The organism is Micromonospora sp. NPDC126480, assembly GCF_040302465.1.
In the GTDB taxonomy this organism is placed as follows: domain Bacteria; phylum Actinomycetota; class Actinomycetes; order Mycobacteriales; family Micromonosporaceae; genus Micromonospora.
In genome coordinates this window covers 46,010-70,162 of the sequence record NZ_JBEORU010000031.1, presented here as the reverse complement: position 1 = coordinate 70,162, position 24,153 = coordinate 46,010, and the positions used below count along the sequence as shown (strand labels likewise).

General features: G+C 72.6%; 23 protein-coding genes and 3 pseudogenes. 5 read left to right on the top strand and 21 right to left on the bottom strand.

Annotated elements, in window-relative coordinates:
- Positions 1–11: 11 nt before the first annotated feature.
- Positions 12–788, bottom strand: a complete 777-nt coding sequence (locus ABTW87_RS24695) for an isoprenyl transferase (RefSeq protein WP_350653363.1) — start codon at positions 786–788, stop codon at positions 12–14.
- A gap of 32 nt (positions 789–820) precedes the next feature.
- On the bottom strand, positions 821–1,663 hold the full coding sequence (recO, locus tag ABTW87_RS24690) for a DNA repair protein RecO (RefSeq protein WP_350653333.1): 843 nt from the start codon (positions 1,661–1,663) through the stop codon (positions 821–823).
- Positions 1,664–1,765: 102 nt separating this feature from the next.
- On the opposite strand from recO, the gene ABTW87_RS24685 reads away from it, so the two are divergent.
- Positions 1,766–2,539, top strand: coding sequence for a DUF4097 family beta strand repeat-containing protein (locus ABTW87_RS24685; protein WP_350653332.1), 774 nt, complete (start codon positions 1,766–1,768; stop codon positions 2,537–2,539).
- Between the two features lie 16 nt (positions 2,540–2,555).
- Here ABTW87_RS24685 and ABTW87_RS24680 read toward each other — a convergent pair.
- From ABTW87_RS24680 to ABTW87_RS24635, 9 genes and pseudogenes are all read right to left on the bottom strand, one after another.
- Positions 2,556–3,620, bottom strand: a pseudogene (locus ABTW87_RS24680) (acyltransferase family protein); the annotation flags it as partial.
- 181 nt (positions 3,621–3,801) lie between these two features.
- Complete coding sequence (gene era, locus ABTW87_RS24675) at positions 3,802–4,704, bottom strand: GTPase Era (RefSeq protein WP_350653330.1); 903 nt, start codon at positions 4,702–4,704, stop codon at positions 3,802–3,804.
- Positions 4,701–5,078 carry a cytidine deaminase-like protein gene (locus tag ABTW87_RS24670; protein ID WP_350653329.1) on the bottom strand — a complete coding sequence of 126 codons (378 nt, stop codon included), beginning with the start codon at positions 5,076–5,078 and terminating at the stop codon, positions 4,701–4,703. The genes era and ABTW87_RS24670 overlap by 4 nt, the downstream gene beginning before the upstream one ends.
- Positions 5,071–6,486 (bottom strand): hemolysin family protein, encoded by a 1,416-nt coding sequence (locus ABTW87_RS24665; protein ID WP_350653362.1) that lies wholly within the window; start codon positions 6,484–6,486, stop codon positions 5,071–5,073. Before ABTW87_RS24665 ends, ABTW87_RS24670 begins: the two co-directional genes overlap by 8 nt.
- Positions 6,462–6,935 carry an rRNA maturation RNase YbeY gene (gene ybeY, locus ABTW87_RS24660; RefSeq protein ID WP_350653328.1) on the bottom strand — a complete coding sequence of 158 codons (474 nt, stop codon included), beginning with the start codon at positions 6,933–6,935 and terminating at the stop codon, positions 6,462–6,464. Before ybeY ends, ABTW87_RS24665 begins: the two co-directional genes overlap by 25 nt.
- 18 nt (positions 6,936–6,953) lie before the next feature.
- A pseudogene (locus ABTW87_RS24655) lies at positions 6,954–7,316 on the bottom strand (PhoH family protein); the annotation flags it as partial.
- A gap of 264 nt (positions 7,317–7,580) precedes the next feature.
- Positions 7,581–8,807 (bottom strand): annotated as a pseudogene (locus ABTW87_RS30280) (PhoH family protein); the annotation flags it as partial.
- Positions 8,808–9,304: 497 nt separating this feature from the next.
- Positions 9,305–10,684 carry a serine hydrolase domain-containing protein gene (locus ABTW87_RS24640; RefSeq protein ID WP_350653327.1) on the bottom strand — a complete coding sequence of 460 codons (1,380 nt, stop codon included), beginning with the start codon at positions 10,682–10,684 and terminating at the stop codon, positions 9,305–9,307.
- A complete protein-coding gene (locus ABTW87_RS24635) occupies positions 10,681–11,043 on the bottom strand; it encodes a histidine triad nucleotide-binding protein (protein WP_350653326.1) in 363 nt (120 codons plus the stop codon). Before ABTW87_RS24635 ends, ABTW87_RS24640 begins: the two co-directional genes overlap by 4 nt.
- A 94-nt stretch (positions 11,044–11,137) precedes the next feature.
- On the opposite strand from ABTW87_RS24635, the gene ABTW87_RS24630 reads away from it, so the two are divergent.
- Positions 11,138–11,899 (top strand): SDR family NAD(P)-dependent oxidoreductase, encoded by a 762-nt coding sequence (locus tag ABTW87_RS24630; protein ID WP_350653325.1) that lies wholly within the window; start codon positions 11,138–11,140, stop codon positions 11,897–11,899.
- A gap of 102 nt (positions 11,900–12,001) precedes the next feature.
- Here ABTW87_RS24630 and ABTW87_RS24625 read toward each other — a convergent pair whose 3' ends face one another.
- The 3 genes from ABTW87_RS24625 to hrcA all read right to left on the bottom strand — a co-directional run bounded on the left by ABTW87_RS24625 (position 12,002) and on the right by hrcA (position 15,022).
- Positions 12,002–12,736: a 16S rRNA (uracil(1498)-N(3))-methyltransferase gene (locus tag ABTW87_RS24625; RefSeq protein ID WP_350653324.1), complete on the bottom strand. Its 735-nt coding sequence runs from the start codon at positions 12,734–12,736 to the stop codon at positions 12,002–12,004.
- A 45-nt stretch (positions 12,737–12,781) separates the two neighbouring features.
- A complete protein-coding gene (dnaJ, locus tag ABTW87_RS24620) occupies positions 12,782–13,927 on the bottom strand; it encodes a molecular chaperone DnaJ (protein WP_350653361.1) in 1,146 nt (381 codons plus the stop codon).
- A 72-nt stretch (positions 13,928–13,999) separates the two neighbouring features.
- A complete protein-coding gene (gene hrcA, locus ABTW87_RS24615; protein ID WP_350653323.1) occupies positions 14,000–15,022 on the bottom strand; it encodes a heat-inducible transcriptional repressor HrcA in 1,023 nt (340 codons plus the stop codon).
- A gap of 249 nt (positions 15,023–15,271) precedes the next feature.
- On the opposite strand from hrcA, the gene ABTW87_RS24610 reads away from it, so the two are divergent.
- Positions 15,272–15,847, top strand: a complete 576-nt coding sequence (locus ABTW87_RS24610; protein ID WP_502891639.1) for a DUF4870 domain-containing protein — start codon at positions 15,272–15,274, stop codon at positions 15,845–15,847.
- Between the two features lie 78 nt (positions 15,848–15,925).
- Here the strand turns inward: ABTW87_RS24610 and hemW are convergent, their stop codons facing one another.
- Positions 15,926–17,149 (bottom strand): radical SAM family heme chaperone HemW, encoded by a 1,224-nt coding sequence (hemW, locus tag ABTW87_RS24605; protein ID WP_350653321.1) that lies wholly within the window; start codon positions 17,147–17,149, stop codon positions 15,926–15,928.
- 20 nt (positions 17,150–17,169) lie between these two features.
- Between hemW and ABTW87_RS24600 the strand changes: the two genes are divergently transcribed.
- Positions 17,170–17,973, top strand: coding sequence for an enoyl-CoA hydratase-related protein (locus tag ABTW87_RS24600; RefSeq protein ID WP_350653320.1), 804 nt, complete (start codon positions 17,170–17,172; stop codon positions 17,971–17,973).
- A 132-nt stretch (positions 17,974–18,105) separates the two neighbouring features.
- Positions 18,106–18,969 (top strand): hypothetical protein, encoded by an 864-nt coding sequence (locus ABTW87_RS24595; RefSeq protein ID WP_350653319.1) that lies wholly within the window; start codon positions 18,106–18,108, stop codon positions 18,967–18,969.
- A gap of 184 nt (positions 18,970–19,153) precedes the next feature.
- On the opposite strand, the gene ABTW87_RS24590 is transcribed toward ABTW87_RS24595, so the two are convergent.
- From ABTW87_RS24590 to ABTW87_RS24565, 6 genes are all read right to left on the bottom strand, one after another.
- Entirely contained in the window at positions 19,154–19,792 is a 639-nt protein-coding gene (locus ABTW87_RS24590; protein WP_350653318.1) for an MOSC domain-containing protein, read from the bottom strand.
- Positions 19,793–19,925: 133 nt separating this feature from the next.
- Entirely contained in the window at positions 19,926–20,756 is an 831-nt protein-coding gene (locus ABTW87_RS24585) for a carbohydrate ABC transporter permease (RefSeq protein ID WP_350653317.1), read from the bottom strand.
- Positions 20,753–21,739, bottom strand: a complete 987-nt coding sequence (locus ABTW87_RS24580) for a carbohydrate ABC transporter permease (protein WP_350653316.1) — start codon at positions 21,737–21,739, stop codon at positions 20,753–20,755. The genes ABTW87_RS24585 and ABTW87_RS24580 overlap by 4 nt, the downstream gene beginning before the upstream one ends.
- A complete protein-coding gene (locus ABTW87_RS24575; RefSeq protein WP_350653315.1) occupies positions 21,736–23,025 on the bottom strand; it encodes a sugar ABC transporter substrate-binding protein in 1,290 nt (429 codons plus the stop codon). Before ABTW87_RS24575 ends, ABTW87_RS24580 begins: the two co-directional genes overlap by 4 nt.
- A 237-nt stretch (positions 23,026–23,262) precedes the next feature.
- Positions 23,263–23,547, bottom strand: coding sequence for a GlsB/YeaQ/YmgE family stress response membrane protein (locus tag ABTW87_RS24570; protein ID WP_350653314.1), 285 nt, complete (start codon positions 23,545–23,547; stop codon positions 23,263–23,265).
- Positions 23,548–23,771: 224 nt separating this feature from the next.
- A complete protein-coding gene (locus tag ABTW87_RS24565) occupies positions 23,772–24,059 on the bottom strand; it encodes a GlsB/YeaQ/YmgE family stress response membrane protein (protein WP_350653313.1) in 288 nt (95 codons plus the stop codon).
- Positions 24,060–24,153: the final 94 nt, after the last annotated feature.

Sequence of the window (24,153 nt, the reverse complement as noted above, 5' to 3'; positions counted from 1 at the left end):
CGCGGTAAGCGTCAGGTGGTGGGTGCCACCGGGTTGGGCAGCGCGCCGCCGAACCGCCGGTCCCGCTGGGCGTACAGCTCGCACGCGTACCACAGGTGCCGGCGGTCGAAGTCCGGCCAGAGCGTGTCCAGGAAGACCAGCTCGGCGTACGCGCTCTGCCAGAGCAGGAAGTTCGACGTGCGCTGCTCACCGGAGGGGCGCAGGAAGAGGTCCACCTCGGGGACCTCCGGGTGGTAGAGGTACTTCGCGAGGGTCTTCTCGCTGACCTTCGCCGGATCCAGCCGGCCGGCGGCGGCGTCCCGCGCGATCGCGGCGGCCGCGTCGGCGATCTCGGCCTGACCGCCGTAGTTGACGCAGAACTGCAGGGTCAGCGTCGAGTTGCCCCGGGACATCTCCTCGGCGGTCTGCAGCTCGGAGATGACGCTCTTCCACAGCCGCCCCGCCCGCCCCGACCAGACGACCCGCACGCCCAGGTCGACGAGCTGGTCGCGGCGGCGCCGGATGACGTCCCGGTTGAAGCCCATCAGGAAGCGCACCTCGTCCGGCGAGCGCCGCCAGTTCTCCGTCGAGAACGCGTACGCCGACAGGTACGGGATGCCCAGCTCGATCGCGCCCTCGATGGTGTCGAAGAGCGAGTACTCCCCCGCCTCGTGGCCCTTCGTGCGGGGCAGGCCACGCTCCTTGGCCCACCGGCCGTTGCCGTCCATCACGACCGCGACGTGCCGCGGCAGCGCCTCGGACGGCAGCGCCGGAGGACGGGCCCCCGACGGGTGCGGGGTCGGCGGCACCGGCTCGCGCCGGGCGCCCCTGCTCGATCGGATCACTCGGTCTTCTCCCTGTCCACGCCGTCCGCGGCCGGCCCGTCGCCGGCCGGCGACGGGACCGTACCGGCCGCCGGGGCACCCCGGTCGACCAGCGGCAGCGAGCGTAGCGCGCGCTCCAGGTGCCACTGCAGGTGCGCCGCGACCAGGCCGCTGCACTCCCGGCGTACCCCGGTCTCGGTGGCGTCCGCGACCCGCCAGTCGCCGCTGGTGAGCGCGGACATCAGCTCGATCGTCGCCGGCGCGGGGTGGGCCGCGCCGGGCGGCCGGCAGTCCGGGCAGACGGCGCCCCCGGCCGGGACGGAGAAGGCCCGGTGCCGCCCCGGCGTGCCGCACACCGCGCAGGCGGCGAGCGCCGGCGCCCAGCCGGCGAGGGCCATGCCGCGCAGCAGGTACGCGTCGAGCACCAGGGTGGTGGCGTGCTCCCCGCCGGCCAGCGCGCGCAGCGCGCCCAGGGTGAGCTGGAACAGCCGCAGCGACGGCTCCCGCTCCACCGGGGTGAGCCGCTCGGCGGTCTCGCAGATGGCGCTGGCCGCCGTGTAGCGGGGGTAGTCGACGAGGAAGCGCTTGCCGTAGAGGTCGATGCCCTCGACCTGGCTCACCGTGTGCAGCGAGCTGCCCTGGTTGCCCTTCGGGTCGCCGGCGAGCTGGAGGTCGACGTGGCCGAACGGCTCCAGCCGGGCCCCGAACTTGCTTGTGGTGCGGCGTACCCCGCGGGCGACCGCGCGGAGCCGACCGTGCCGGCGGGTGAGCAGGGTGATGATCCGGTCGGACTCGCCGAGCTTCTGCACACGCAGCACCACCGCGTCGTCGCGGTAGAGCTGTCGGCGGTACCCGGCCATCGGGCCATTCTCCCTCGGGGTGGGAAATCAGGGTCGGTTCGGGGTGGACGGGCGGACCGACCCCGATGCGGGGCCGGGGCACCCGGCCGTAGCGTGCTCGCCATGGCACTGCACCGGAGCACCGCCGCGCTCGCGGCCGCCACGCTGATCGTCGCCGCCGGGTGTGACAACCTGTCGTTCCGCCGGCTCGACTTCGACAACACCGAGACGGTGAAGATCAGCACCGTACGGGTGCTCCCCGGCGCCGGCGACGTCGTCGTACGGGCCACCGGCGCACCCGGTTCGGTACGGATCAAGCGCGTGGTGCGCTACCAGGACAGCCAGCCGCGCACGACGCACCGGATCGAGGGCGAGGAACTGGTGCTGGACACCGACTGCGGCCCCCAGTGCAGCATCTCGTACGAGGTCACCGCCCCGGCCGGGGTGGCGGTGCGGGGCGAGACCGGCTCCGGGGACGTCGACGTGAGCCGGACCGGCGCCGTGGACCTCAAGGTGGGCTCCGGTGACGTCCGGGTGGCCGGCGCGACCGGCGCGGTACGCGTCGAGACCGGCTCCGGCGACATCGAGGTGATCGACGTCGACACCGCCGTGACGCTGCGGGCGTCCTCCGGCGACATCAACGCCCGAGGCCTGGGCGGCGGTGTCGACGCCGAGGCCAACTCGGGCCGGGTGACCATCGAGCTGGCCGAGCCCGCCTCGGTACGGGCGCACGCCTCCAGCGGGGACGTCGAGCTGGTCGTACCGGCCGGCAGCTACCAGGTCCGCTCCGACGTGGGCTCGGGCGACACGAACGTGGCCGTGCCGAACACGCCGGGCGCGCCACTGGTGCTCGACGTCTCCACCGGCAGCGGTGATCTCACGGTCACCTCGCGCTGATCTCCGCCGGCTCGGGTTCCGGCGTCCGCTGCTCCGGCACGGCGACCCGGCCCTCCGCCAGGCGCGGTCCCGGCACCGGACGCCGGCCACCGGGAAGCAGCTCCGGCCGGCGCCGGGCCGCCACGTCCTCCACCCAACCGACGAGCAGGGTGACGACGCCGACCAGGGCGAAGACGAGGAGGACCCGGATGGCCAGGCCGAGCGGGTCCTGGTGCGACCAGCCGACCACGTCCACAAGCGGAGTGAGCGCGACGACGAACGCCATGTGCCAGAGGTAGACGGTCAGCGCGCGCCGGTTGAGCACGGTGACGACCCGACCGAAGAGGGCGCTGCGGTCGACCCAGGCCGCGCCGGCCGGTCCGCGGCCGAGCAGGACCAGGATGAAGCCCGCCGACCAGAGGGCGTTGCCGAGCGGGATGTCGTTCAGGTCGAAGCCGCGCGGCCCGGGGTGGGTGACGATCCACGCCCCGCCGGCCGCGATCAGCGCGGCCGCGGTGGGCCACAGGACGCGGTTGCCGAGCCGGCGCAGTGTCCCGTCCTGGTGGGCGAAGCCGAGCAGCCACGCCCCGAAGTACAGGCCGAACTGCTGCAGCGCCATCGGCGGGTCCGGGTAGATCCCCGACTCGATGGCGGCGAGCAGGACGTACGGGGCGAGGAGGGTGGGCAGCGGAGCGCGGCGGAACAGCCACAGCGCCACGGGTGACGCGAACACGAACCATAGGTAGTCGCGCAGGTACCAGATCGGGCTGAGCGCCAGCGCGCCCCAGTAGTTGGCCGGCGGGTCGGCCACCGGGAAGAGCCAGAGCAGGACCTTCGGCGTGAGCGGCAGCCCGGTGAGCAGCATGGCGGGTACGAAGACCGCGGCGAGCACCCACAGCGACGGCAGCAGCCGCCGCAGCCGCCGGCCGACCGCCGGTGCCCCGGACCGCCGCAGCGACGCCGCCATCAGTGAGCCGGCCAGCGCGAACATCACCGACATCGCGGGAAAGACAAGCGTCAGCGTGGCCCACCCGGTGACGTGGTACACGACGACCCGCACGATCGCGAGGGCGCGCAGCAGGTCCAGGTATCGGTTTCGCATCAGCCTGCATCTGTGTCCGGGGGCAAGGGGACGTACGGTTCCCTACCCTCCTTCGGGCGCACGCGAACCCGCGAGGAAGCCGGGCAGATAGTGACATACCCCATCGTCCTGGCCGATGACGATCAGCGATACACGTCACGCCGGGTCGGGCAGCGGACGTCGACGCACCCGCCGCCGGAGGTCAGAAGCCGAGCTTGCGGAGCTGCTTCGGGTCGCGCTGCCAGTCCTTCGCCACCCGCACGTGCAGGTCGAGGTAGATCCGCGTGCCCAGCAGCTCCTCGATCTGCCGCCGCGCGCGGGTGCCGACGTCCTTGAGCCGGCTGCCCCGGTGCCCGATCACGATCGCCTTCTGGCTCGGCCGCTCGACGTACACGTCGGCGTAGATCTTCGTGACCTTGCCCTCCGGGATCATCTCCTCCACCACCACGGCGATGGAGTGGGGCAGCTCGTCGCGCACGCCCTCCAGCGCCGCCTCGCGGATCAGCTCCGCCACCAGCACCTGCTCAGGGTCGTCGGTGAGCATGTCGTCCGGGTAGAGCTGCGGCGACTCCGGCAGGTAGCGGGTCATCACGTCGACAAGCGTGTCCACCTGGTGCCCGGAGACCGCGCTGACCGGCACCACGTCGGCGAAGTCGGCCAGCTCGCTCACCGCGAGCAGCTGCTCGGCCAGCCGCTTCCGGTCGACCAGGTCGGTCTTGGTGACCACGGCGAGGACGGTGGCCTTCAGCTCGGCCAGCTCCCCGGAGATGAACCGGTCGCCCCGGCCGATCGGCTCGTCCGCCGGGACGCAGAGGCCGATCACGTCCACCTCGCTCCAGGTCTGCCGCACCAGGTCGTTGAGGCGTTCGCCGAGCAGCGTACGCGGACGGTGCAGGCCCGGGGTGTCGACGAGGACGAGCTGCGAGTCGGGCCGGTGCAGCACCGCCCGGATGACGTGGCGGGTGGTCTGCGGCTTGCTCGACGTGATGGCGATCTTCTGCCCGACGATCGCGTTGGTCAACGTCGACTTCCCGGCGTTCGGCCGGCCCACGAAGCAGGCGAAACCCGCCCGGTACGGCCGCCGCTCCAGCTCCTCGGGCGTCACTCGACCACCGTGCCGAGGACCGTGCCGTCCGGGGCCGCCACGTGGATCGGCGCGTCGGTGGCGAGATCACGGACCGCGGCGTGACCGGCGCCGTCCAGCGTCGACGCCTCGGTCACCACGGCCGCGGCCTCCAGCCGGGTCGCGCCGGCGGCGGCCGCCGAGGCCACGGCGAGCTGCAGCGCGGTGAGCGCCAGCGAGGGCAGCGAGACGCTGGCCGCGGCGTACGTCCGGCCGTCCTGGTCCCGGACGGCGGCGCCCTCGACAGCGCCGACGCGCCCCCGCGCGCCCCGCGCCAGCACCACCAGCTTGGCGTCCTCGGCGCTCAACTCGACCGGGGTGGACGAGGCCGTCGGTGCGGCGGGTGACTCAGGCATCGGCGGGTTGCCTCTCCTCGGCTCGATCTGTGCTGCCCCGGGCCTCGGACGGCTCGCCGCGACCCGGATCCTCCTGCTCGTCGGTCGGCTCCACCCGGCGCACCAGCACCGTGTCGATCCGGTTGCGCCGGCCGGTCGTGCCCTCGGCCAGCAGCCGGAGACCGGCCACCTCGACCTGCGCGCCGGGGATCGGAACCCGACCCAGCGACTGGGCGAGCAGGCCGCCGACGGTCTCCACCTCGTCGGTGGGCAGGTCCGTGTCGAACAACTCGCCGAGGTCCTCCACCGGCAGTCGTGCGGTGACCCGTACCGCGCCGTCGTCGAGGTGCTCGACCGGCGGCCGCTCGACATCGTACTCGTCGGTGATCTCGCCGACGATCTCCTCCAGGATGTCCTCGATGGTGACCAGGCCGCCGGTCCCGCCGTACTCGTCGACGACGATGACCATGTGGTTGCGGGCGGCCTGCATCTCGGAGAGCAGGTCGTCGACGGGCTTGGACTCCGGCACGAAGGTGGCCGGGCGCATCAGCTCGGCGACCGGTAGCTGCCGGTCCTCCGCGGCGCCGCCCTGCGTGCGCCGGATCAGGTCCTTGAGGTAGAGCACGCCCAGCACGTCGTCGACGCTCTCACCGATCACCGGGATCCGGGAGAAGCCGGAGCGCAGGAAGAGCGCCAGCGCCTGGGAGAGCGTCTTGTGCCGCTCGATCCACACCATCTCGGTGCGTGGCACCATCACCTCGCGGGCGATCGTCTCGCCCAGCGCGAAGACCGAGTGGATCATCTGCCGCTCGCCGTGCTCGACCACACCGCGCTGCTCGGCCAGGTCCACCAGCTCGCGCAACTCCACCTGGGTGGCGAACGGGCCCTCGCGGAAGCCGCGGCCCGGCGTGACCGCGTTGCCGATCAGGATCAGCAGCGACGCCAGCGGGTTGAGCGCCCGCCCCAGCCAGCGCACCAGCGGCGCGACCGCACGGCCCACCGCGTACGCGTGCTGGCGGCCGAGGGTGCGCGGCCCGACGCCGACCACCACGAAACTGACCACGGTCATCGCGCCCGCGGTGACCAGCGCGGCGCGCCAGCCGGCGCCGAACGTGTCGACCGCGACGAGCGCCACCAGGGTGGTGGCGGTCAGCTCGGCGAGCAGCCGCAGCAGCAGGAGCAGGTTGAGATGCCGGACCACGTCACCGGCGAGGGCCTGCAGGGCACGCGCCCCACGGGCACCGTCCCGGGCCAGCTCGGCGGCGCGCGCCGGGGAGACGGCGGCGAGTGCCGCCTCGGTCATCGCGATCAGGCCGGCGAGCACGACCAGCCCGGCCGCGAAGAAGATCAGTTGCAGGTCGGGCAGGCCGGCCGCGCCGGCCGCCACTGTCGCGGAGGCGGACATCACCGGGACCGGCTCGACCGCCAGCTGGCCAGCAGCCGGGCCTGGAGCGCGAACATCTCCCGCTCCTCCTCCGGCTCGGCGTGGTCGTAGCCGAGCAGGTGCAGCACGCCGTGCACGGTGAGCAGGTGCAACTCGTCGGCGGCGGCGTGCCCGGCGGCGGCCGCCTGCTTGGCCGCCACCTCGGGACAGAGCACGATGTCGCCGAGCAGGGCCGGCTCGGCGCCGGCGGCGGCGTTCTCGCCCGGCCCGTGGTCGACGCTGCCCTCGTCCATGGGGAAGGCGAGCACGTCCGTGGGACCGTCGCCGCCCATCCAGCGGTGGTTCAGCTCGGACATGTAGTCGATGTCGACGAGCAGCACGGACAACTCGGCGAGCGGGTTGACCCCCATCTCGTCGAGGGCGTGCCGGGCGACGGCGAGGACCGCGTCGGTGTCGACGTCGACCCCGGACTCGTTGGCGATCTCGATGGACAACTGTCTTCCTTCAGCTCGTTAGCGGCGCCGGCCGGCCCGGCCGCCCTGGGCGGTACGCCCGGGAACGGCGTGCACGCTCTGCGCCTGCTGGTTCTCCCGCTCGGCGTCCCAGCGGGCGTACGCGTCGACGATCTCCCCCACCAGCCGGTGGCGCACCACATCCGAGCTGGAGAGCTGGGCGAAGTGCACGTCCTCCACGTTGCTGAGGATCTCCCGGACCACCCGCAGGCCGCTGGTCGTCCCGCCGGGCAGGTCCACCTGGGTGACGTCGCCGGTGACGACGATCTTGGAACCGAAGCCGAGCCGGGTGAGGAACATCTTCATCTGCTCCGGCGTGGTGTTCTGCGCCTCGTCCAGGATGATGAACGCGTCGTTGAGGGTGTTGTGGGTGAGCAGGAAGTCGTCGGTGACGTAGAGCGAGTCCTCCGCCGCGACCTGGATACACATCGTCTCCCGCACCCCGGCCGGGACGATCGAGTCGATGAACCGCATCGGCCGGCCGCCGCCGTGCTCGTCGTACAGCCGGCGCTTGCGTGGCAGGCGGAACGGCGGAACGCCGGCAGGGAGCCGGATCTCCACGACGTAGGCGTCGGAGCGGTACGGAACCGGTCGACCCTTCACCAGGCCGGGCTTGCGTCCCTCGGCCTCCCGGACCCGGCAGGTCGCGACCCCGCCGAGCGACTCGACCAGGTGGACGACGTCGTCCCGTAGCCGGGCCGAGGTGGTCGAGTACTGCACGCGGCACGTGCGCCCCGCCTGGACGACCGGCCCACCGTCGGTGTCCAACAGCCCCTGCAGGACGGCCAGCCGCACGCCGACGCTGTTGTTCTTGTACACGTCAGGTACGAACCTGGTCCCTGACGTGGCCCCGGCCAGGCCAAGCTCGCGGATCGCGAGTGTCACCGGGTTCGCCACGATCACGCCGCCGCGATGACCGTTGACGTGCCGGAGGACGTAGTCGTAGTCGCCCTTGCGGACGAGCTCGATGTCGACAAGCGCTTCCTCGAGCCCGACCGCGAGCTCAGGGTCCGCGGTGCAGAAGCCCGGTGTCGCTCGGGAGGAGATCGAGCCGTCGCCGAGCAGCAGCCCGAGCGCGTACGGATCGAGCGGAACGGCCTGTGGCTCCATCTGCACCGGCGCCACGAGCGGAAGCTCGTACCGGCGGGTGTGGCCCCGCCACTCCTTGCCGATCATCTCGCGCGTCTCGAGCGTCCGTCGGCGCCCGCGCCGCTTGTCGTCCGGCGTCGCGACGGTCCACAGGTGCTCACCGCAGCAGAGCGTGGACGCCCCGTCCTGCGTGGTGACCCGGTAGACCTGCTTCGGGCCCTGGGGGTAGATGCCGATCACGGGTGTGGGCGTCCCGTCGGAGCCGATGACCAGGTCACCGACTCGGAGAGACCCGAACGGCTTGAAGCCCTCGGGGGTCAGGACCCGGGCGTCGTACGGCTGCGCGCGGCCCCGCATGTACGCCAGCGGCGCCACCTCGATCGTCCCGGCCGCCATCAGCTTGGGGATGGAGTCGGGGTCGAGCATGTCGTGCAGCGCGTCGTACAGCGGCCGCAGGTACGGGTCGATCTTCTCGTTCAACGTGCCGGGCAGGAAGCCGAGCCGCTCGCCCGCCTCGACCGCCGGACGGGTGAGGATGATCCGGTTGACCTGCTTGGCCTGCAGCGCCTGGACCGCCTTCGCCATCGCTAGGTAGGTCTTGCCGGTGCCGGCCGGGCCGATGCCGAAGACGATTGTGTGCGCGTCGATCGCGTCGACGTAGCGCTTCTGCCCGAGCGTCTTGGGGCGGATGGTGCGCCCGCGCCGGGAGAGGATGTTGAGCGTCAGGACCTCGGCGGGCCGCTCGGCGCTGCCCTGCTCGAGCATGCCGACGGTACGCCGGACGGCGTCGGTGGTCAGGGTCTCGCCTTTCTCGATGAGTTCGAGCAGCTCACCGAAGAGCCGCTCGGCGAGGGCGTTGTCCGCGGGAGCGCCGGTGATCGTGATCTCGTTGCCCCGGACGTGCACGTCGCTGTTCACCGAGCGCTCGACCAGTCGCAGGATCTCGTCACCCGCGCCGAGGAGATTGACCATGATCTTCGAATCCGGAACGGTGATCCTGGTCTGTGCCCGGGGCGGGCCGGGAGGTGGGGTGCTGGTCATAGGTCGGGCCGAGCGGCCCTGAGCCACCTGCTCTCGATCTCGGCGCCGGGCCGGGTGCCACGGCGTGCTGGCGTTGCTCCCATCGTATCGGTTCAACACCGCCGGCACCGCGCCCATTTCCCCGCGCCCACCCCCCGCGATCTTGCACTTTTGGCCCCTGTCATGCCCTGGTTGGAGCTTTTTGCCGGGGCAGAAAGTGCAAGATCGCGGAGGCGGGTGGGTCAGGAGGGGCCGGTGCGGAAGTCGTAGCGGTCGAAGGTCTCCTGGGTACGGGTGAAGCGGTAGGTGGCCCAGTGCATCCGCACGACCGTTCCGGTTCCGTCGCGGGTCAGGCGCAGCAGCTCGCCGACCTCCCGGCCGGAGACCGTGCGGTAGACGTCCGGGCGGTCCGGCAACGGGGCGAAGACGGCCGGCGGCTTGCCCGCTGGGTCGTCCGCGCCGCGGGCTCGCAGGGCGCCGTCGTGCCAGCTGAACACGTACTCGAAACCCTCGCCCCACCAGCGGCCGAGCAGCCCGCGTACCTCCGGTGGGGCCGGCGGCCCGGGCCGCCAGGGTTCGATGTCGGCCGGGTCGTGCTCGGCCGCGGCGGCCAGCAGCCGGTGCGGCAGGTCGAACAGTTCGCCGGCCGTGCCGCTGGAACCCAGCACCGCCGCGCCCATCGCGCCGGCGGTGCCCGCACCGCCCCGACGGCCGTAGACCGCGGCGAGGAAGCCGGGCATCGCACCGTCGTGGCCGACATGCATGATCCGCTTGCCCTGCGGCACCAGGATCAGCCCGAGGCCGAACCCGCCGGCCCAGAGCGTCTCGTCGGTGACCGTCACCGGCCAGCGCATCTCCTCAAGGGTGGCGGGCGAGAGCACCCGGCCGACCGCGTCGAGCGCCGCCGGGTCGGCCAGGAAGGCCGCCCAGCGGGCCATGTCGCCGGCCGTGCTCCAGAGCTGGGCGGCCGGGCCCACCGCGCCGAAGTCCGTCGGCGGCTCCGGGTGCGCCTCGTCGGAGTACACGTCGACCAGGAAGCCGGTGGCGGCCCGCCGGCCGGGTGTCACCGTGGTGGTGGTCAGCCCCAGCGGGACCAGCACCCGGTCGGTGAGCACCTCCGCCCAGGTGCCGCCCCGCAGCTGCCCGACCAGCCGGCCGAGCAGGGCCAGCCCCAGGTTCGAGTAGTGGTAGCGCCGACCCGGCGGCAGCACCCGCTCGGCCTTCGCCAGGTCGGCCAGCAACTGGTCGGCGTCCGGGGCGCGCAGGGTGTCCCAGACGTCGCCGTACGGCTCGCGCTGCAGGCCGGCGGTGTGCGACAGCAGCCGGCGCACGGTGAGCTCGCCGTGCGCCGGCACGTCCAGGTGCCGGCTCAGCGGGTCGTCCAGGTCGAGCAGGCCGTCGTCGCGGCACTGCATGACCAGGACGGCCGTGAAGGTCTTCGTCACCGAGCCGATCCGGAACCGGGTCTGCGGGTCCAGGGCGGTGTCGTTCCCGGTCCAGCCGACCGTGCAGGTCCACAACGGGCGGTCGGCACGGTGCAGGGCCGCCGAGAGCGCCGGGATCCGCGCCTGCGCCTGGACCTGCCGGACCATCCGGTCCAGCCGGTCCGGCACGGCCGTCACGCCACGTTCCGGGCGAGCATCGGGCCGAGCGGCGCGCCGCCGAGCAGGTGCGCATGGACGTGGAAGACCTCCTGCCCGCCGTACGCCCCGGTGTTGAACATCAGCCGGAAGCCGTCCCCGAGCAGGCCCTCGTCCTCGGCCACCGCGGCGGCGGTGACGAGCACCTCGCCGGCGAGCCCCGGGTCGCCCTGCGCGAGGGTGGCCACGTCGGCGTAGTGCTCCTTCGGGATGACCAGCACGTGCACCGGCGCCTTCGGGTCGATGTCCCGGAAGGCGAGGGTGGTTTCGGTTTCCCGGACGACGGTGGCCGGGATCTCCCCGGCGACGATGCGGCAGAACAGGCAGTCAGTTGTGCTCACCGGGGCAGTGTAAGGAAGGGCCCCTTGTTAACGCCTGCGGTAGTGGAAGGGTCCCTTCTTAACAGGCCGCGCCGAGTGCGGCAGGATGGCCGGCGTGACTTCACGGGCGGTGCTGGTGACAGGGGCCTCGCGGGGCATCGGGCGGGCGGTGGCGCGGGCGTTCGCCGCCGGCGGGGACCGGGTGGCGATCCACCACCGGGACTCCGGCGAGGCCGCCGAACGGGTCCGTGCCGACCTGCCCGGCGACGGCCACGTGGTGGTCCGCGCCGACCTCACCGACCCGGCGGCGGTACGCGCCATGGTGGACGAGGCCGCGGCGCGCCTGGGCGGGCTGGACGTGCTGGTCAACAACGCCGGTGTGTACGGCGAGCGGGACGCTCCCCACCCGGTCTTCGGCACCTCGTACGAGGAGTGGCGGGCCCGCTGGCGGCAGGCGGTGGAGACGAACCTGACCGGCGCGGCCAACGTCACCTGGTGCGCGGCGCAGCACATGCGGGAGCGGGGCGGCCGGATCGTCAACGTCTCGTCGCGGGGCGCGTTCCGGGGCGAGCCGGAGCAGCCGGCGTACGGGGCGAGCAAGGCGGGTTTGAACGCCCTGGGCCAGTCCCTGGCCGTCGCGCTGGCGCCGTACGGCATCGCGGTCGCCACCGTGGCCCCGGGCTTCGTCGAGACCGACATGACCACCGAGCACCTCAGCGGCGAGCGGGGCGCCGCGATCCGCGCCCAGTCCCCGTTCGACCGGGTGGCCCGTCCCGAGGAGATCGCCGCTGCGGTGCACTGGCTGGCGAGTCCCGCCGCGGAGTGGGCCTCCGGCACGATCGTGGACCTGAACGGCGCCAGCTACCTCCGCACCTGACCCACCCCCAGCCTGTCGATCATTGACTTATGGTGCCCGTTGCAGCCAGATTTGCGGTTTTTGTCAGGCACCACAACTCCATGATCGCCAGGGTGGGGCGGGTTACCAGCGGGAGAGGCGGGTGGAGAGGACTGCAAGGGCCGCTACGCCGGCGGTGGAGGTACGCAGGACGGACGGGCCGAGGCGGACCGGGCGGGCGCCGGCCTCCGTGAAGGCGTCCAGCTCGCGGTCCGAAATGCCGCCCTCGGGGCCGACCACCAGGACGATCTCACCGGTCGCCGGTAGCGCCACCGTCGTCAGCCGCTCCTCGGCCGCCTCGTGAAGGACGAACGCGGCGTCCGCCCCGGCGAGCCGGCGGGCCACCCGGGCCGTCGACTCGTCCGGGGAGCCGGCCACCACCGGCAGCCACGGCCGGCGGGCCTGCTTCGCCGCCTCCCGCGCGGTGGCGACCCACTTCTCCCGGGCCCGTACGCCCCGGTCACCGCGCCAGAGGGCGATCGACCGTTCGGCCGCCCAGGGCACGATCTCGTCGACGCCCGCCTCGGTCATCGCCTGCACCGCCAGTTCGCCCCGGTCCCCCTTGGCGATGCCCTGCACCACCACCAGCCGCGGGACGGGCGCGTCCGCGTACCCCCGGGAGGTGATCTCGACGTCGAGGGTGGCCTTGCCGACGGCGGTGACCACCGCGGCGGCCGTGCCACCCCGCCCGTCGGCGAGCAGCAGCCGCTCGCCGACGCGGAGTCGCTGCACGGTGGCGGCGTGCCGCCCCTCGGGGCCGTCGAGGACCATCTCGTCGGCGGTGGGCAGCGACTCGACGAGGAAGAGCGGTGCGGACACGATCGTCAGGCTAACGGCCCGGCCGGTCGCCGGGCCGCCGGACCGTCAGGCGTGGCCGTTGAAGGCGTCCCGCATCCGGGAGAAGAAGCCGCCCTGCTTGGTCAGCTCGGCGACCTCCTCGCCACGGGTACGGGCGAACTCGCGCAGCATCTTCTCCTGCTCGGCGTCGAGCTTGGTCGGCGTACGGACGTCGAGGTGGACGTAGAGGTCGCCGCGCCCGGTGCCGCGCAGGTGCGGTACGCCACGGGCGCGCAGCCGCAGCGTGCTGCCGGGCTGGGTGCCGGGCTTGACGTCGACGGGCTCCTCGCTGTCGAGCGTCTTGATGGTGAGGCGCGTGCCGAGCGCCGCCGCCGTCATCGGGACGGTCACCCGGCAGTGCAGGTCGTCGCCCTTGCGGGAGAAGACGTCGTGCGGCCGCTCGTGGATCTCGACGTAGAGGTCGCCGGCCGTGCCGCCGCCGGGGCCGACCTCGCCCTGCTGGGCCAGCCGGATGCGCATGCCGTCCTCGACGCCGGCCGGAATCTTGACGGTGAGCGAGCGGCGGGTGCGCACCCGCCCGTCACCGGCGCAGGTCGGGCAGGGGTGCGGGATCGTCGTGCCGTAGCCCTGGCAGACGGTGCACGGCCGGGCCGACACGACCTGGCCGAGGAAGGTTCGCTGCACCGACTGGACCTCGCCCCGGCCGCCGCACGCCTCACAGGTGGCCAGGTGGGTGCCGGCGGCGGTGCCGGCGCCGGAGCACGTGGTGCAGAGCACGGCCGTGTCGACGGTGATCGGCGCCTCGACGCCGAACGCGGTCTCCTGCAGATCCAGTTCCAGGCGGAGAATCGCGTCGGCACCGGGCCGGGTACGCGGGCGCGGCCCCCGGGCACCGCCGGCGGCACCGCCGAAGAACGCGTCCATGATGTCCTGGAAGCCGACGAACGGGCCCGCCCCGCCGGGACCGCCCGGACCGCCGGCGCCCCCGCCGCCCGGCGCGAGGGGATCGCCGCCGAGGTCGACGATCTGCCGCTTCCGGTCGTCGGAGAGGACCTCGTACGCGGCGTTGATGTCCTTGAACTTCTCCTGCGCCTCCGGGTCCGGATTCACGTCCGGGTGGTACTTGCGCGCGAGCTTGCGGTAGGCGCGCTTGATCTCGTCGTCGGAGGCGTCCCGGCTCACGCCGAGGATGCCGTAGTAGTCCCTGGCCACTGCGTTCCGTGTCCTCATGTTCGTCTCGCGTTGCGCCGGCCGCCGGCCCGAACGTGGCCGGACGGGTACTGCCTAGTTCTGGGCCAGCAGGTCGCCCACGTAGCGTGCCACGGCCCGCACCGTGGCGATGGTGCCGGGGTAGTCCATCCGGGTCGGGCCCAGCACGCCGAGACCACCGACGATGGTGGCCCCGGGGCCGTAGCCGGTGCTGACCACCGACGCCGCACGGAGATTGTCGATCTCATTCTCGTCGCCGATGCGGACCCGCATGGTGCTCGGCTCGACCTCGCCGATGAGCTTGAGGAGCACGACCTCCTCCTCCAGCGCCTCCAGGATCGGCCGCAGCGAGCCCTGGAAGTCGAGCAGGCCGCCCCGGGCCAGGTTGGCGGTGCCGGCCAGGGCGATCCGCTCCTCGTGCCGCTCGACCAGCGTCTCCAGCAGCACCGTGGAGAGCGTGGTCATGGCGGGGCGCAGCTCGGCCGTGGCCTCGTCGACCAGCGCCTGCACCAGGGGCGGCGTCTCGGACAGCCGGGTGCCGACCAGCTTCTCGTTGACCAGTCGGCGCAGGTCGGTGACGTCGTCGGCGGGGATCGGCCGGGGCAGCTCGACGAGGCGCTGCTCGACGCGGCCGGTGTCGGCGATCATGACGAGCATCAACCGGGTGGTGGAGATGGGCACCAGCTCCAGGTGACGCACCGAGGAGCGGGCCAGCGACGGGTACTGCACGACGGCGACCTGCCGGGTCAGCTGGGCCAGCAGCCGGACGGTGCGGTGCACCACGTCGTCGAGGTCGACCGCGCCGACCAGGAAGCGCTCTATCGCGCGGCGCTCGGCCGGGCTGAGCGGCTTGACCCGGGACAGCCGGTCCACGAAGAGCCGGTAGCCCCGGTCGGTGGGGACCCGGCCCGCGCTGGTGTGCGGCTGCCGGATGTAGCCCTCCTCCTCGAGGACCGCCATGTCGTTACGGACGGTCGCCGGGGAGACGCCCAGCTGATGGCGCTCGACCAGGGCCTTGCTGCCGACCGGCTCCTGGGTGGCGACGTAGTCCTCGACGATCGCGCGCAGCACCGCGAGCTTGCGGTCGTCGAGACCCATCCTCCCCACCTCCTGTCGCGCGTCGGCCGCCGGCTGCCCGGGCGGCGCCCTGGCACTCGACTGTAGCGAGTGCCAGTCTACGTCGGCGCGCCCGCCGCCGCGATGATCAACGAGGGACGATTGGGGCGCCCCGACGGCCGACCGCGACGCCGGGGCGGTGCCGTCCCGTCACACCAGGGCCGTTCATCCGGACATCCGGGCCGGTGTCGCTCTGGTGCGCCGTTGTCGGCTGCCCCTACCGTGATCCCCATGACTGAACCACCTCGCCCTCCCGGCAGCGGAGACCCCCAGGGCCCCGGCCCCGACGAGCCCACCACACCACTGTCCGGCGCACCCGGCGCGGGCGGCTATCCCCCGCCCGGCGGCTATCCGCCACCCACCGGTGACACTCCGCCGTCCGGCGGCTACCCGCCGCCGGGTGGATATCCCCCTCCCGGTCCGGGCTACCCGACCGGCGGCGCGTACGGCCCACCCGCCGGCTACGCCAACAACGAGGACAAGACCTGGGCGCTCGTCGCGCACTTCGGCGGCGCGCTCGGCGCGTTGGTCAGCTTCGGCCCGCTCGGTTTCGTCGCCCCGCTGATCGCGTACCTGGCCCGCGGCAACCAGTCGCCGAGCGTCCGGGCCCACGCCCTCGCGGCGCTGAACTTCCAGATCGTGTGGTCGCTCATCGCCTTCGTGCTGCTCTTCGTCAGCTGGTGCCTGCTGTTCCTGCCCAGCATCGCCGTCGTGGTGATCCAGATCGTGTTCGGCATCATCGCCGGCCTGCGGGCGAACGAGGGCACGCTGTACCGCTACCCGATGTCCGCGAACTTCATCAAGTGATCCCGACCGGCCGCTCCCCCGGCCGGTCGGCACCACCCACCCTCGCCCGACGCGGGGGGACCCGGCCGGGAGCGGCGGTCACGGCAGCAGGTCACGCACCACGGCGTCGGCGAGCAGCCGGCCACGCAGGGTCAGCACGGCGCGGCCGGCCGCCCACTCCGCCGCGTCGAGCAGGCCGCTCGCCCGCGCCCGCTCCGCGCCGGCCAGCCCGGCCGGGTCCAGCACGTCCAGCGGCAGGCCGGAGGCGAGCCGCAGGCGCAGCATGACGTCCTCCATGTGCGCCTCGTCGGCGGACAGCACCTCCCGGGCCAGACCGGGCGACTCCCCGGCGGCCAGGCGCTTCGCGTACGCCGTGGGGTGCTTCACGTTCCACCAGCGCACACCGCCGACGTGGCTGTGCGCCCCTGGGCCGAGGCCCCACCAGTCCCCGCCGGACCAGTACAGCAGGTTGTGGCGGCAGCGGGCGGCCGGCGTCCGTGCCCAGTTGGAAACCTCGTACCAGGAGAAGCCGGCCGCGCCGAGGGCGGCCTCCGCGGCCAGGTAACGGTCCGCGGCGACGTCGTCGGAGGGGTACGCCAGCTCACCGCGGCGCATCCGGGCGGCGAGCCGGGTGCCCTCCTCCACGATCAGGGCGTACGCGCTGACGTGGTCCACCCCGGCGCCGACCACCTGGTCGAGCGTGGCCGCGAAGTCCGCCGCGCTCTCCCCCGGCGTGCCGTAGATCAGATCCAGGTTGACGTGCGCGAACCCGGCGTCGCGGGCCTCCCGCGCGGCGGCGACCGCCCGGCCGGCGCTGTGCCTGCGGTCGAGGATCGCCAGCACCCCCGGCGACGCGGACTGCATGCCCAGCGAGATCCGCGTGTAGCCGGCGGCCCGCAGCGCGGCGAGCGACTCCGGGGTGACCGACTCCGGGTTGGCCTCGGTGGTGACCTCGGCGTCCGGCGCCAACCCGAACGCGCGGTCGACGCCGTCGAGGATCCGCGCCAGGTCGCCGGGCGGAAGCAGGGTCGGGGTGCCGCCGCCGACGAAGACCGTGTCGACCCGGGGCGGCGGGCTGTCGCGCAGCACCCGGGCGGCCAGGGCCAGCTCGGCGAGGACGGTGTCCGCGTACTCCTCGCGGCCGGCACCACCGCCCAGCTCGGCCGCCGTGTACGTGTTGAAGTCGCAGTAGCCGCAGCGGCTGGCGCAGAACGGAACGTGCACGTACACGCCGAAACCGCGCGCGCCGACCGAGCCGAGGGCGGTGGCGGGCAGCGAACCGTCGGCGGGGACGATCTCGCCTTCTGGAAGGACGCCGGGCATGGCCACTAGTGTGCCCTTCCATGACCTCTCCCGACGCGCTCGTGCGGGTCACCACGGCCCGCGGGGTGACCACCCTCACCCTGGACAGCCCGCACAACCGCAACGCGCTCTCCACGCCGCTGATGACCCAGCTGCTCGACGGCCTCGCCGCGGCGGTCGCCGACGACGGCGTACGCGTGGTCGTGCTGGACCACACCGGTCCGGTCTTCTGCTCCGGCGCCGACCTGAAGGAGACCGCCGCCGCGTACGCCAGCGGGACCGTGCCCGCCGGGATGCTCGGCGACGTGCTCGCGGCCGTCTGGGAGTGCCCCAAGCCGGTGGTGGCGCGGGTGGCCGGACCGGCCCGGGCCGGCGGGCTGGGCCTGATCGCGGCGGCCGACCTGGCGGTGTGCGCGCAGGAGGCGACGTTCGCGTTCACCGAGGTCCGGATCGGGGTGATCCCGGCCGTGATCTCGGCGACCGTGCTGCCCCGGCTGCACCCCCGCGCCGCGGCCGAGCTGTACCTGACCGGGGACACCTTCGACGGGCGGCGGGCCGCCGAGGTCGGGCTGGTCACAGCCGCCGTGCCGGCCGCGGAGCTGGACGCCGCGGTGGCCCGGTACTGCGACTCGCTGGTCCGGGGCGCGCCGGGCGCGCTGGCCGGGGCGAAGGGACTGCTGCGCCGTCCCGCGTCGACCGATCTGCGGGCCGAGATCGCCGACCTGGCGACCCTGTCCACCGGCTACTTCCTCTCCGACGAGGGCCGCGAGGGTGTCCTGGCGTTCCGGGAGAAGCGGCCCGCGAGCTGGGTGCCCGGCGATTACCGGTTTCCGCCCGGGCGGTGAGGGAACGTCGGTCCCGCCCGCCCGTGCCCGCCGGGCGGACCCGGCACCACGCCCGGTGGACCGACCGGAACCGGTCGGACGACCCGCGGGGCGCGACGGGGGACGTACGCTTGTCGAACTGTCGAACAGGGGGTGCAGGTGCGAACTCGGGCAGTCGTGGCGGGTGGCGTCGTCCTCGTTCTCGTCGCCGTGGTCGGGCTGTTCATCGTTCTCCGCCAGCTCGGCGACGGGTTCCGGCTTCCGCTCGCCGCCCGGACGTGCACGGTGCAGGCGGACGGCCGGGTGGCCCTGGACGCCGACCAGATGGCAAACGCGGCGACGATCGCGGCCATCGGGATCCAGCGCGGCATGCCCGAGCGGGCGGTGGTGGTGGCGCTCGCCACCGCGTACCAGGAGTCGGGCCTGCGCAACCTGGCCGGCGGCGACCGGGACTCGGTCGGGCTGTTCCAGCAGCGACCGAGTCAGGGCTGGGGCACACCGACCCAGATCCGCGACCCGCGGTACGCGGCGAACAAGTTCTACGCGGCCCTGAAGAAGGTGCGGGGCTGGGAGGGAATGCGGGTCACCGACGCCGCCCAGAAGGTGCAGCGGTCGGCGTTCCCCGAGGCGTACCAGAAGTGGGCCGACGAGTCGGAGGTGCTGACCCGGGCGCTGCTCGGCAACGCGACCGGGGCGGTCGCCTGCACGGTGGCCGGTGACCCGCTGCGCCGGGGCGCGGCGGCGACCGCGGCGCTGACCCGGGGGCTCACCCTGGACTGGGGTCTCGCCGCCACGGCCGCCGCGACCGACCTGACCCGCCTCACGGTGACCGCCGACGACGAGCGGGGCGGCTGGCGGTACGCGCACTGGCTGGTGTCGCACGCCCAGGACAACGGCGTGCGGCTGGTCCGCTTCGGCGACCGGCAGTGGACCGCCGAGAAGGGCACCTGGGACCGGGTGACGGCCGACGATCCGGCGGCCGCCCGGGTGGTGGCCGAGGTGTTCGCCGCCACCTGACCCGGCTCCCGCCGACCCCGCGCCCCGACCGCTGTGCAAGGAAGGGCCCCTTGTTAACGCCTGCGGTAGAGGAAGGGCCCCTTGTTAACAGCACCGGCTCGGTTGGCAGCGGCTCGGCTGGCAGCGGCTCGGCTGGCAGCGGCTCGGCCGGCGGCGGCTCGGCTGGCGCCCGTCGTGGTGGCGCTCAGCCGGCGGCGACGCGGCGGCGGGCCTTCTCCCGGACCCGCTCCGGCAGTTCCTCGGCGTGCAGCAGGCGCGGCAGCAGCTCCGGCTCGAGGTTCAGCGCCCGGAACACCTCGCCGACGGTGACCCCGTGCGCGGGCCGGTCCAGAACCTCGACCCGGTCCCCCGCGCCGATCTCGCCCTCGCCCAGCACCCGCAGGTACGCCCCGGGCCGGGCCCGGACGGTGAACCGCTTGATCAGGTCGGGTACGCCCCAGAAGCCGGCGAACGTCGTGCACGGCGTACGCGGCATGCTGACCTGGAGCACCGCCGACCCGATCGCCCACCGCTCGCCGATCACCGCGCCGGTCACGTCGACCGCCCGGGTGGTCAGGTTCTCGCCGAAGGCGCCCGGAGCGACCCGCCGCCCCAGCTCGGCCGCCCACCACGCGGCGTCCTCCTCCGCGTACGCGTACACCGCCTTGTCCGGGCCGCCGTGGTGGGCCCGCTCGCCGATGAAGTCGCCGGCGAGTCCTTCGCCGTGCACGTGCACCCGACCGTCGGCGGGGCGCTTGTCGATCCCGCTGCGGCCGCTCGCGTCGCCGGCCCACTCCGCCTCGGTCACGATGCCGAGGTTCACCGAGATCACCCTGCCCGTCATGCGGCCACCCTAGCGGCGGTGCCAGGTCAGCCCGCCGCCGCGCCGCGCCGCGCCCCGCCGCACCGCGCCGCGCCGCGTTAACAAGGGTCCCTTTTACAACGCCAGGCGTTAAAAGGGGGCCCTTCCTTGCACCTCAGCCCTTGACGGCGCCGGCGACCAGGCCGGAGACCATTCGGCGCTGCACCAGCAGGAAGAAGATGATCACCGGGAGGGTGAAGATCGTGGAGGCGGCCATCACCGGCCCCCAGGCGGTGTCGTCGCGGCCGAAGAAGAAGGTCATCGCGACCGGCAGCGTGTAGCGGTCCTGGTCGTTGATGAACGTCAGCGCGAAGATCAGCTCGTTCCACGCGGTGATGAAGGAGAAGATGCTTGTCGCCACCAGGCCCGGTGCGACCAGCGGGAAGAGGATCCGCCGGAAGGTCTGCGCGCGGCTGGCGCCGTCGATCGCGGCGGCCTCCTCCAACTCCTTGGGCACCGCGGCGACGAAGCCGCGCAGCATCCAGACCGCGAACGGCAGCGAGAAGCCGAGGTACGTGAGGATGAGGCTCGGCAGCGTGTTGTAGAGCCCGAGCCGTTGGATCATCAGGAACAGCGGGATGACCAGCGCCTCCAGCGGGATCATCTGCACCACCAGCAGCATGATCAGGAAGCTGGTGCGCAGCTTGAAGCGGAAGCGGGCGACCGCCGTCGCCGCGAGCAGCGCGACCAGGCCGCTGAGCAGCACGGTCGCGACGGCGACCAGGACGCTGTTGAGGAAGAAGTCCGCGAACGTCACGCCGGGGATCAGGTTGCCGGTGAGGATCTGGCGGTAGTGCTCCAGGGTCGGCTCGGCCGGCACCGGCCGGGGCGTGCTGGCGAAGATCTCCGAACTCGGCTTCAGCGAGGTGGCGATCATCCAGTAGACCGGGAAGGCGGCGAAGAGCGCCACCAGCAGGCCGGCGCCGTTGAGGGCGAGCCGTTTCACGCGACCTCCTCCTGCTTGAGCATCATGCGTACGTAGATGCCGGTCACCACGAGCAGGATCAGGGTGAGGATCACCGCGATCGCCGAGCCGAGCCCGTACTTGGGCGGCGGCGAGAAGGCCTCGGCGTACGAGTAGACCGAGAGCATGAAGGTGGGCCGGTCCTGCGTACCCCCGGCCAGGACGTAGTACTGCGTGAAGACCTTGAAGTCCCAGATGGTGGAGAGCACCACCAGGATCCCGAAGACCGGCCGCAGCAGCGGGAAGGTGACTCGCCAGAAGACCTTCCAGGGGCCGGCCCCGTCGACCCGGGCCGCCTCGTGCAGTTCGCTGGGCACGCTCTTCAGCCCGGCCAGCACGCTTACCGCGATGAACGGGAACGAGTGCCAGACCACCACCAGGGTGAGGATCGAGAAGAAGAGCAGCGGCGAGTTGAACCAGCCGTAGCCGGTCCACTCGGTGCGCCCGAAGAGCGCCTGCGACAGGTTGTCCGGCAGCGCGTTGAACAGCCAGGTGACCAGGCCGCTGGTGTCGTCGAAGATCCACTTCCAGACGATCGTGCCGGTCAGCGCCGGGGTGGCCCAGGCGAGCATCACGCAGCTCGCGACGAACGCGACCATCCGCTTGCCGAGCCGGTTGAGCAGCAGGCCGACCAGGGTGCCGAGGATCATCGTCAGGGCCACGTTGGCGGCGGCGAAGAGGACGGTGTTGCGCAGCACCGTCCAGAAGAACGGGTCACCGAGGATGTCGGCGTAGTTGCCCAGGCCGACCCACGGCCACTCCCGGTCCCCGCGCAACTGCCGCACGTTGTCGAGCCGGAAGAAGGACATCGCCACGACCTGGCCGAGCGGCCAGAGCAGCAGCACGGCGATGATCACCAGGCAGGGCAGGAGCAGCAGGTACGGGAGGCGGTCCACTCGGCGACGCCGCCGCGCGGGGGTCTCCCGCGCGGCGGACGTCTCCGGCGCCTCGGTCAGCGTGGTCACTTGGCGTTGAGGATGCTTTCCATCTCCGCGGCCGCGTCGGCGGTAGCCTTCTCGACCGTCTTCTGACCCTTCATGACCGAGCTGTTCATCGCCTGGGTCACCGTCTTGGTCCGGCTGACCTCCACCCACTTCGGGGTGAGCGGCGTGAGCTTGGTGTTCTGCATGGCGGTGGCGAACGGCGCCATGATCTTGTCGCTGGCGTACTTGTCGCCGCCGACCAGGTCCCCGTAGACCGGGAAGAAGCCCAGGCTCTCGGCGAACGCCGCGTCGTTCTTCTTGCTCAGCAGCACCGTCATGTAGTCCCAGGCGAGGTCCTTGCGCTCGCTGTCCTCCCACATGGCGATGTCGGAGCCGCCGGCGAAGGCGGGGGCGGGCTGGCCGTCCGGGCCGGGAATCGGGAACGTGCCCCAGACCTTCTCGATATCCGGGTTGTCCTTCTTGATGGCGTTCTGCTGCCAGCTTCCGCCGAACGCCATGGCCGCCTTGCCGGTGGCGAACTGGGTCCGCGCGTCGATCTCGTTCCAGCCGGCGGCGGCCGGCGGGGCGACCTTGTGCACGGTCACCAGGTCGGTCCAGAACTTGACCGCCTTCTGGGCCTCCGGCGTGTTGTAGCCGGACTTCCAGGTGTCACCGTCCTTGGTGGCGATCTCCGCGCCGGCGCCCCAGAGGAAGGAGTAGAAGGGCAGCTCGGAGTTGCCGGGCAGGGCGATGCCGTAGGTGCCGGGCTTCTTCGCCTGCACGGCCTTGGCCGCGGCGACCAGGTCGTCCCAGGTCTTCGGCGGCTGCACGCCGGCCTCGGCGAACCAGTCGGTGCGGTAGTAGATGCCGCGGACGCCGGCGTACCACGGCACGCCGTACTGCTTGCCGTCGAGCTGCGCGTTCTTGACCAGGTCCGGGAGGATGTCCTTGCCCTCGGCCCAGCCGCCGAACCGGTCCGTCAGGTCGGCAAGCGCCTCCTGCGCCGCCCACCCCTGGGTCTCGGTGTTGCCCAGTTCGGTGACGTCCGGTCCCTCGCCGCCGGCCAGCGCCGCCTGGAACTTCTTCGGCGCCTCGAGCCAGGGGATGTACTGGACCACCACGTCGGTCTCGGGGTGCTTCTGCTTGAACTCGGCCTCGACGCCGTCGAGGAACTTCGTCTGGGTTTCGCTGCCCTCGCCCATCATCCAGACGGTCAGCTTGCTGTTGTCGGCCGCCGTATCGTCGTCGGAGCCACCGCAGCCGGCCAGCACCATCGCGGCCGAGGCCACGACGGCGGTGACCGGGGCCAGCCGCTTCCACCTGTTCACGCCATATCTCCCTCGCGCCTCTTGGCACTAACCTTCTGCGCCGCACCTTAGTAGGAAAAAATCCTTTACGACAGTGGGCGCTCGGTGCGAAGCGTGGCGACGGTATCTCAGTTGGCCGGCCGGCCGGCCAACGGGACCGGGGCGAAAGCGGTCATAGACCTACGAACGGGCGCTCGACCGTCCGGTCGAGCGCCCGTTGTTCAGGCTGTGCGAGTTTTGCCGGTTGATGTTGCCGACTCACCGATGAGTGACGCTGCGGCGCCGGCCTACACCGGCGACCAGGGCCACCGCGACGGCGGCGAACAGAACCTGCAGCATCAGCTCACGCCAGTCGATCCCGGCGGTCTCGGCGAAGCCCGCGGCCCGGGCGACGATGGTGCCGAGCAGCGCCGCACCGACACCGATGAGCATGTGCAGCCAGATCGGCATGTTCTGCCGGCCCGGCACGACCAGACGGCCCAGCGCGCCGACGATCAGACCGACGATCAGCGCGGTGATGATGCCCCAGACGGTCAGCTCCACGGTCGTTCTCCTAACGGGATGTGTGAGTCCGTGTTGGATCGATGTTTCTGTGGTGACCCCACAGTTCCCGACCCCCGGATCTCCCAAACCGACTTCGCGGGACAGCCGGGACCGGGACCGAACAGACCGGACGGCCGGGCCGCGATGGGCGGTCGTACCCGGAACCGCGACGGGCGCCCGACCAGCCGGTCGGGCGCCCGCGAGGCGGATTCAGTTGTCGGCGGTTAGTAGCGGCTGATGCTGCGCCGTCGGCCGACACCGGCCACCAGGGCCACGGCGATGGCGGCCAGCACGACCTGGACCAGCAGCTCGCCCCAGTCGATGCCAGCGGTCGCGGTCGCGATGCCCAGGGCCCGGGCCAGCACGGTGCCGAGCAGCGCGGCGCCGACACCGATCAGCATGTGCAGCCACATCGGCATGTTCTGCCGGCCCGGCACGACCAGACGGCCCAGCGCGCCGACGATCAGACCGACAAAGAGCGCGGTGATGATGCCCCAAACGGTGAGCTCCACGGTCGCCCTCCTTCACGAATTCCTGCCACGGATAGGTGGTGTTCCTGTCGTGGCCCCTCATTGCCCGACCCGGCGGATTCCCAAACCGGAACCG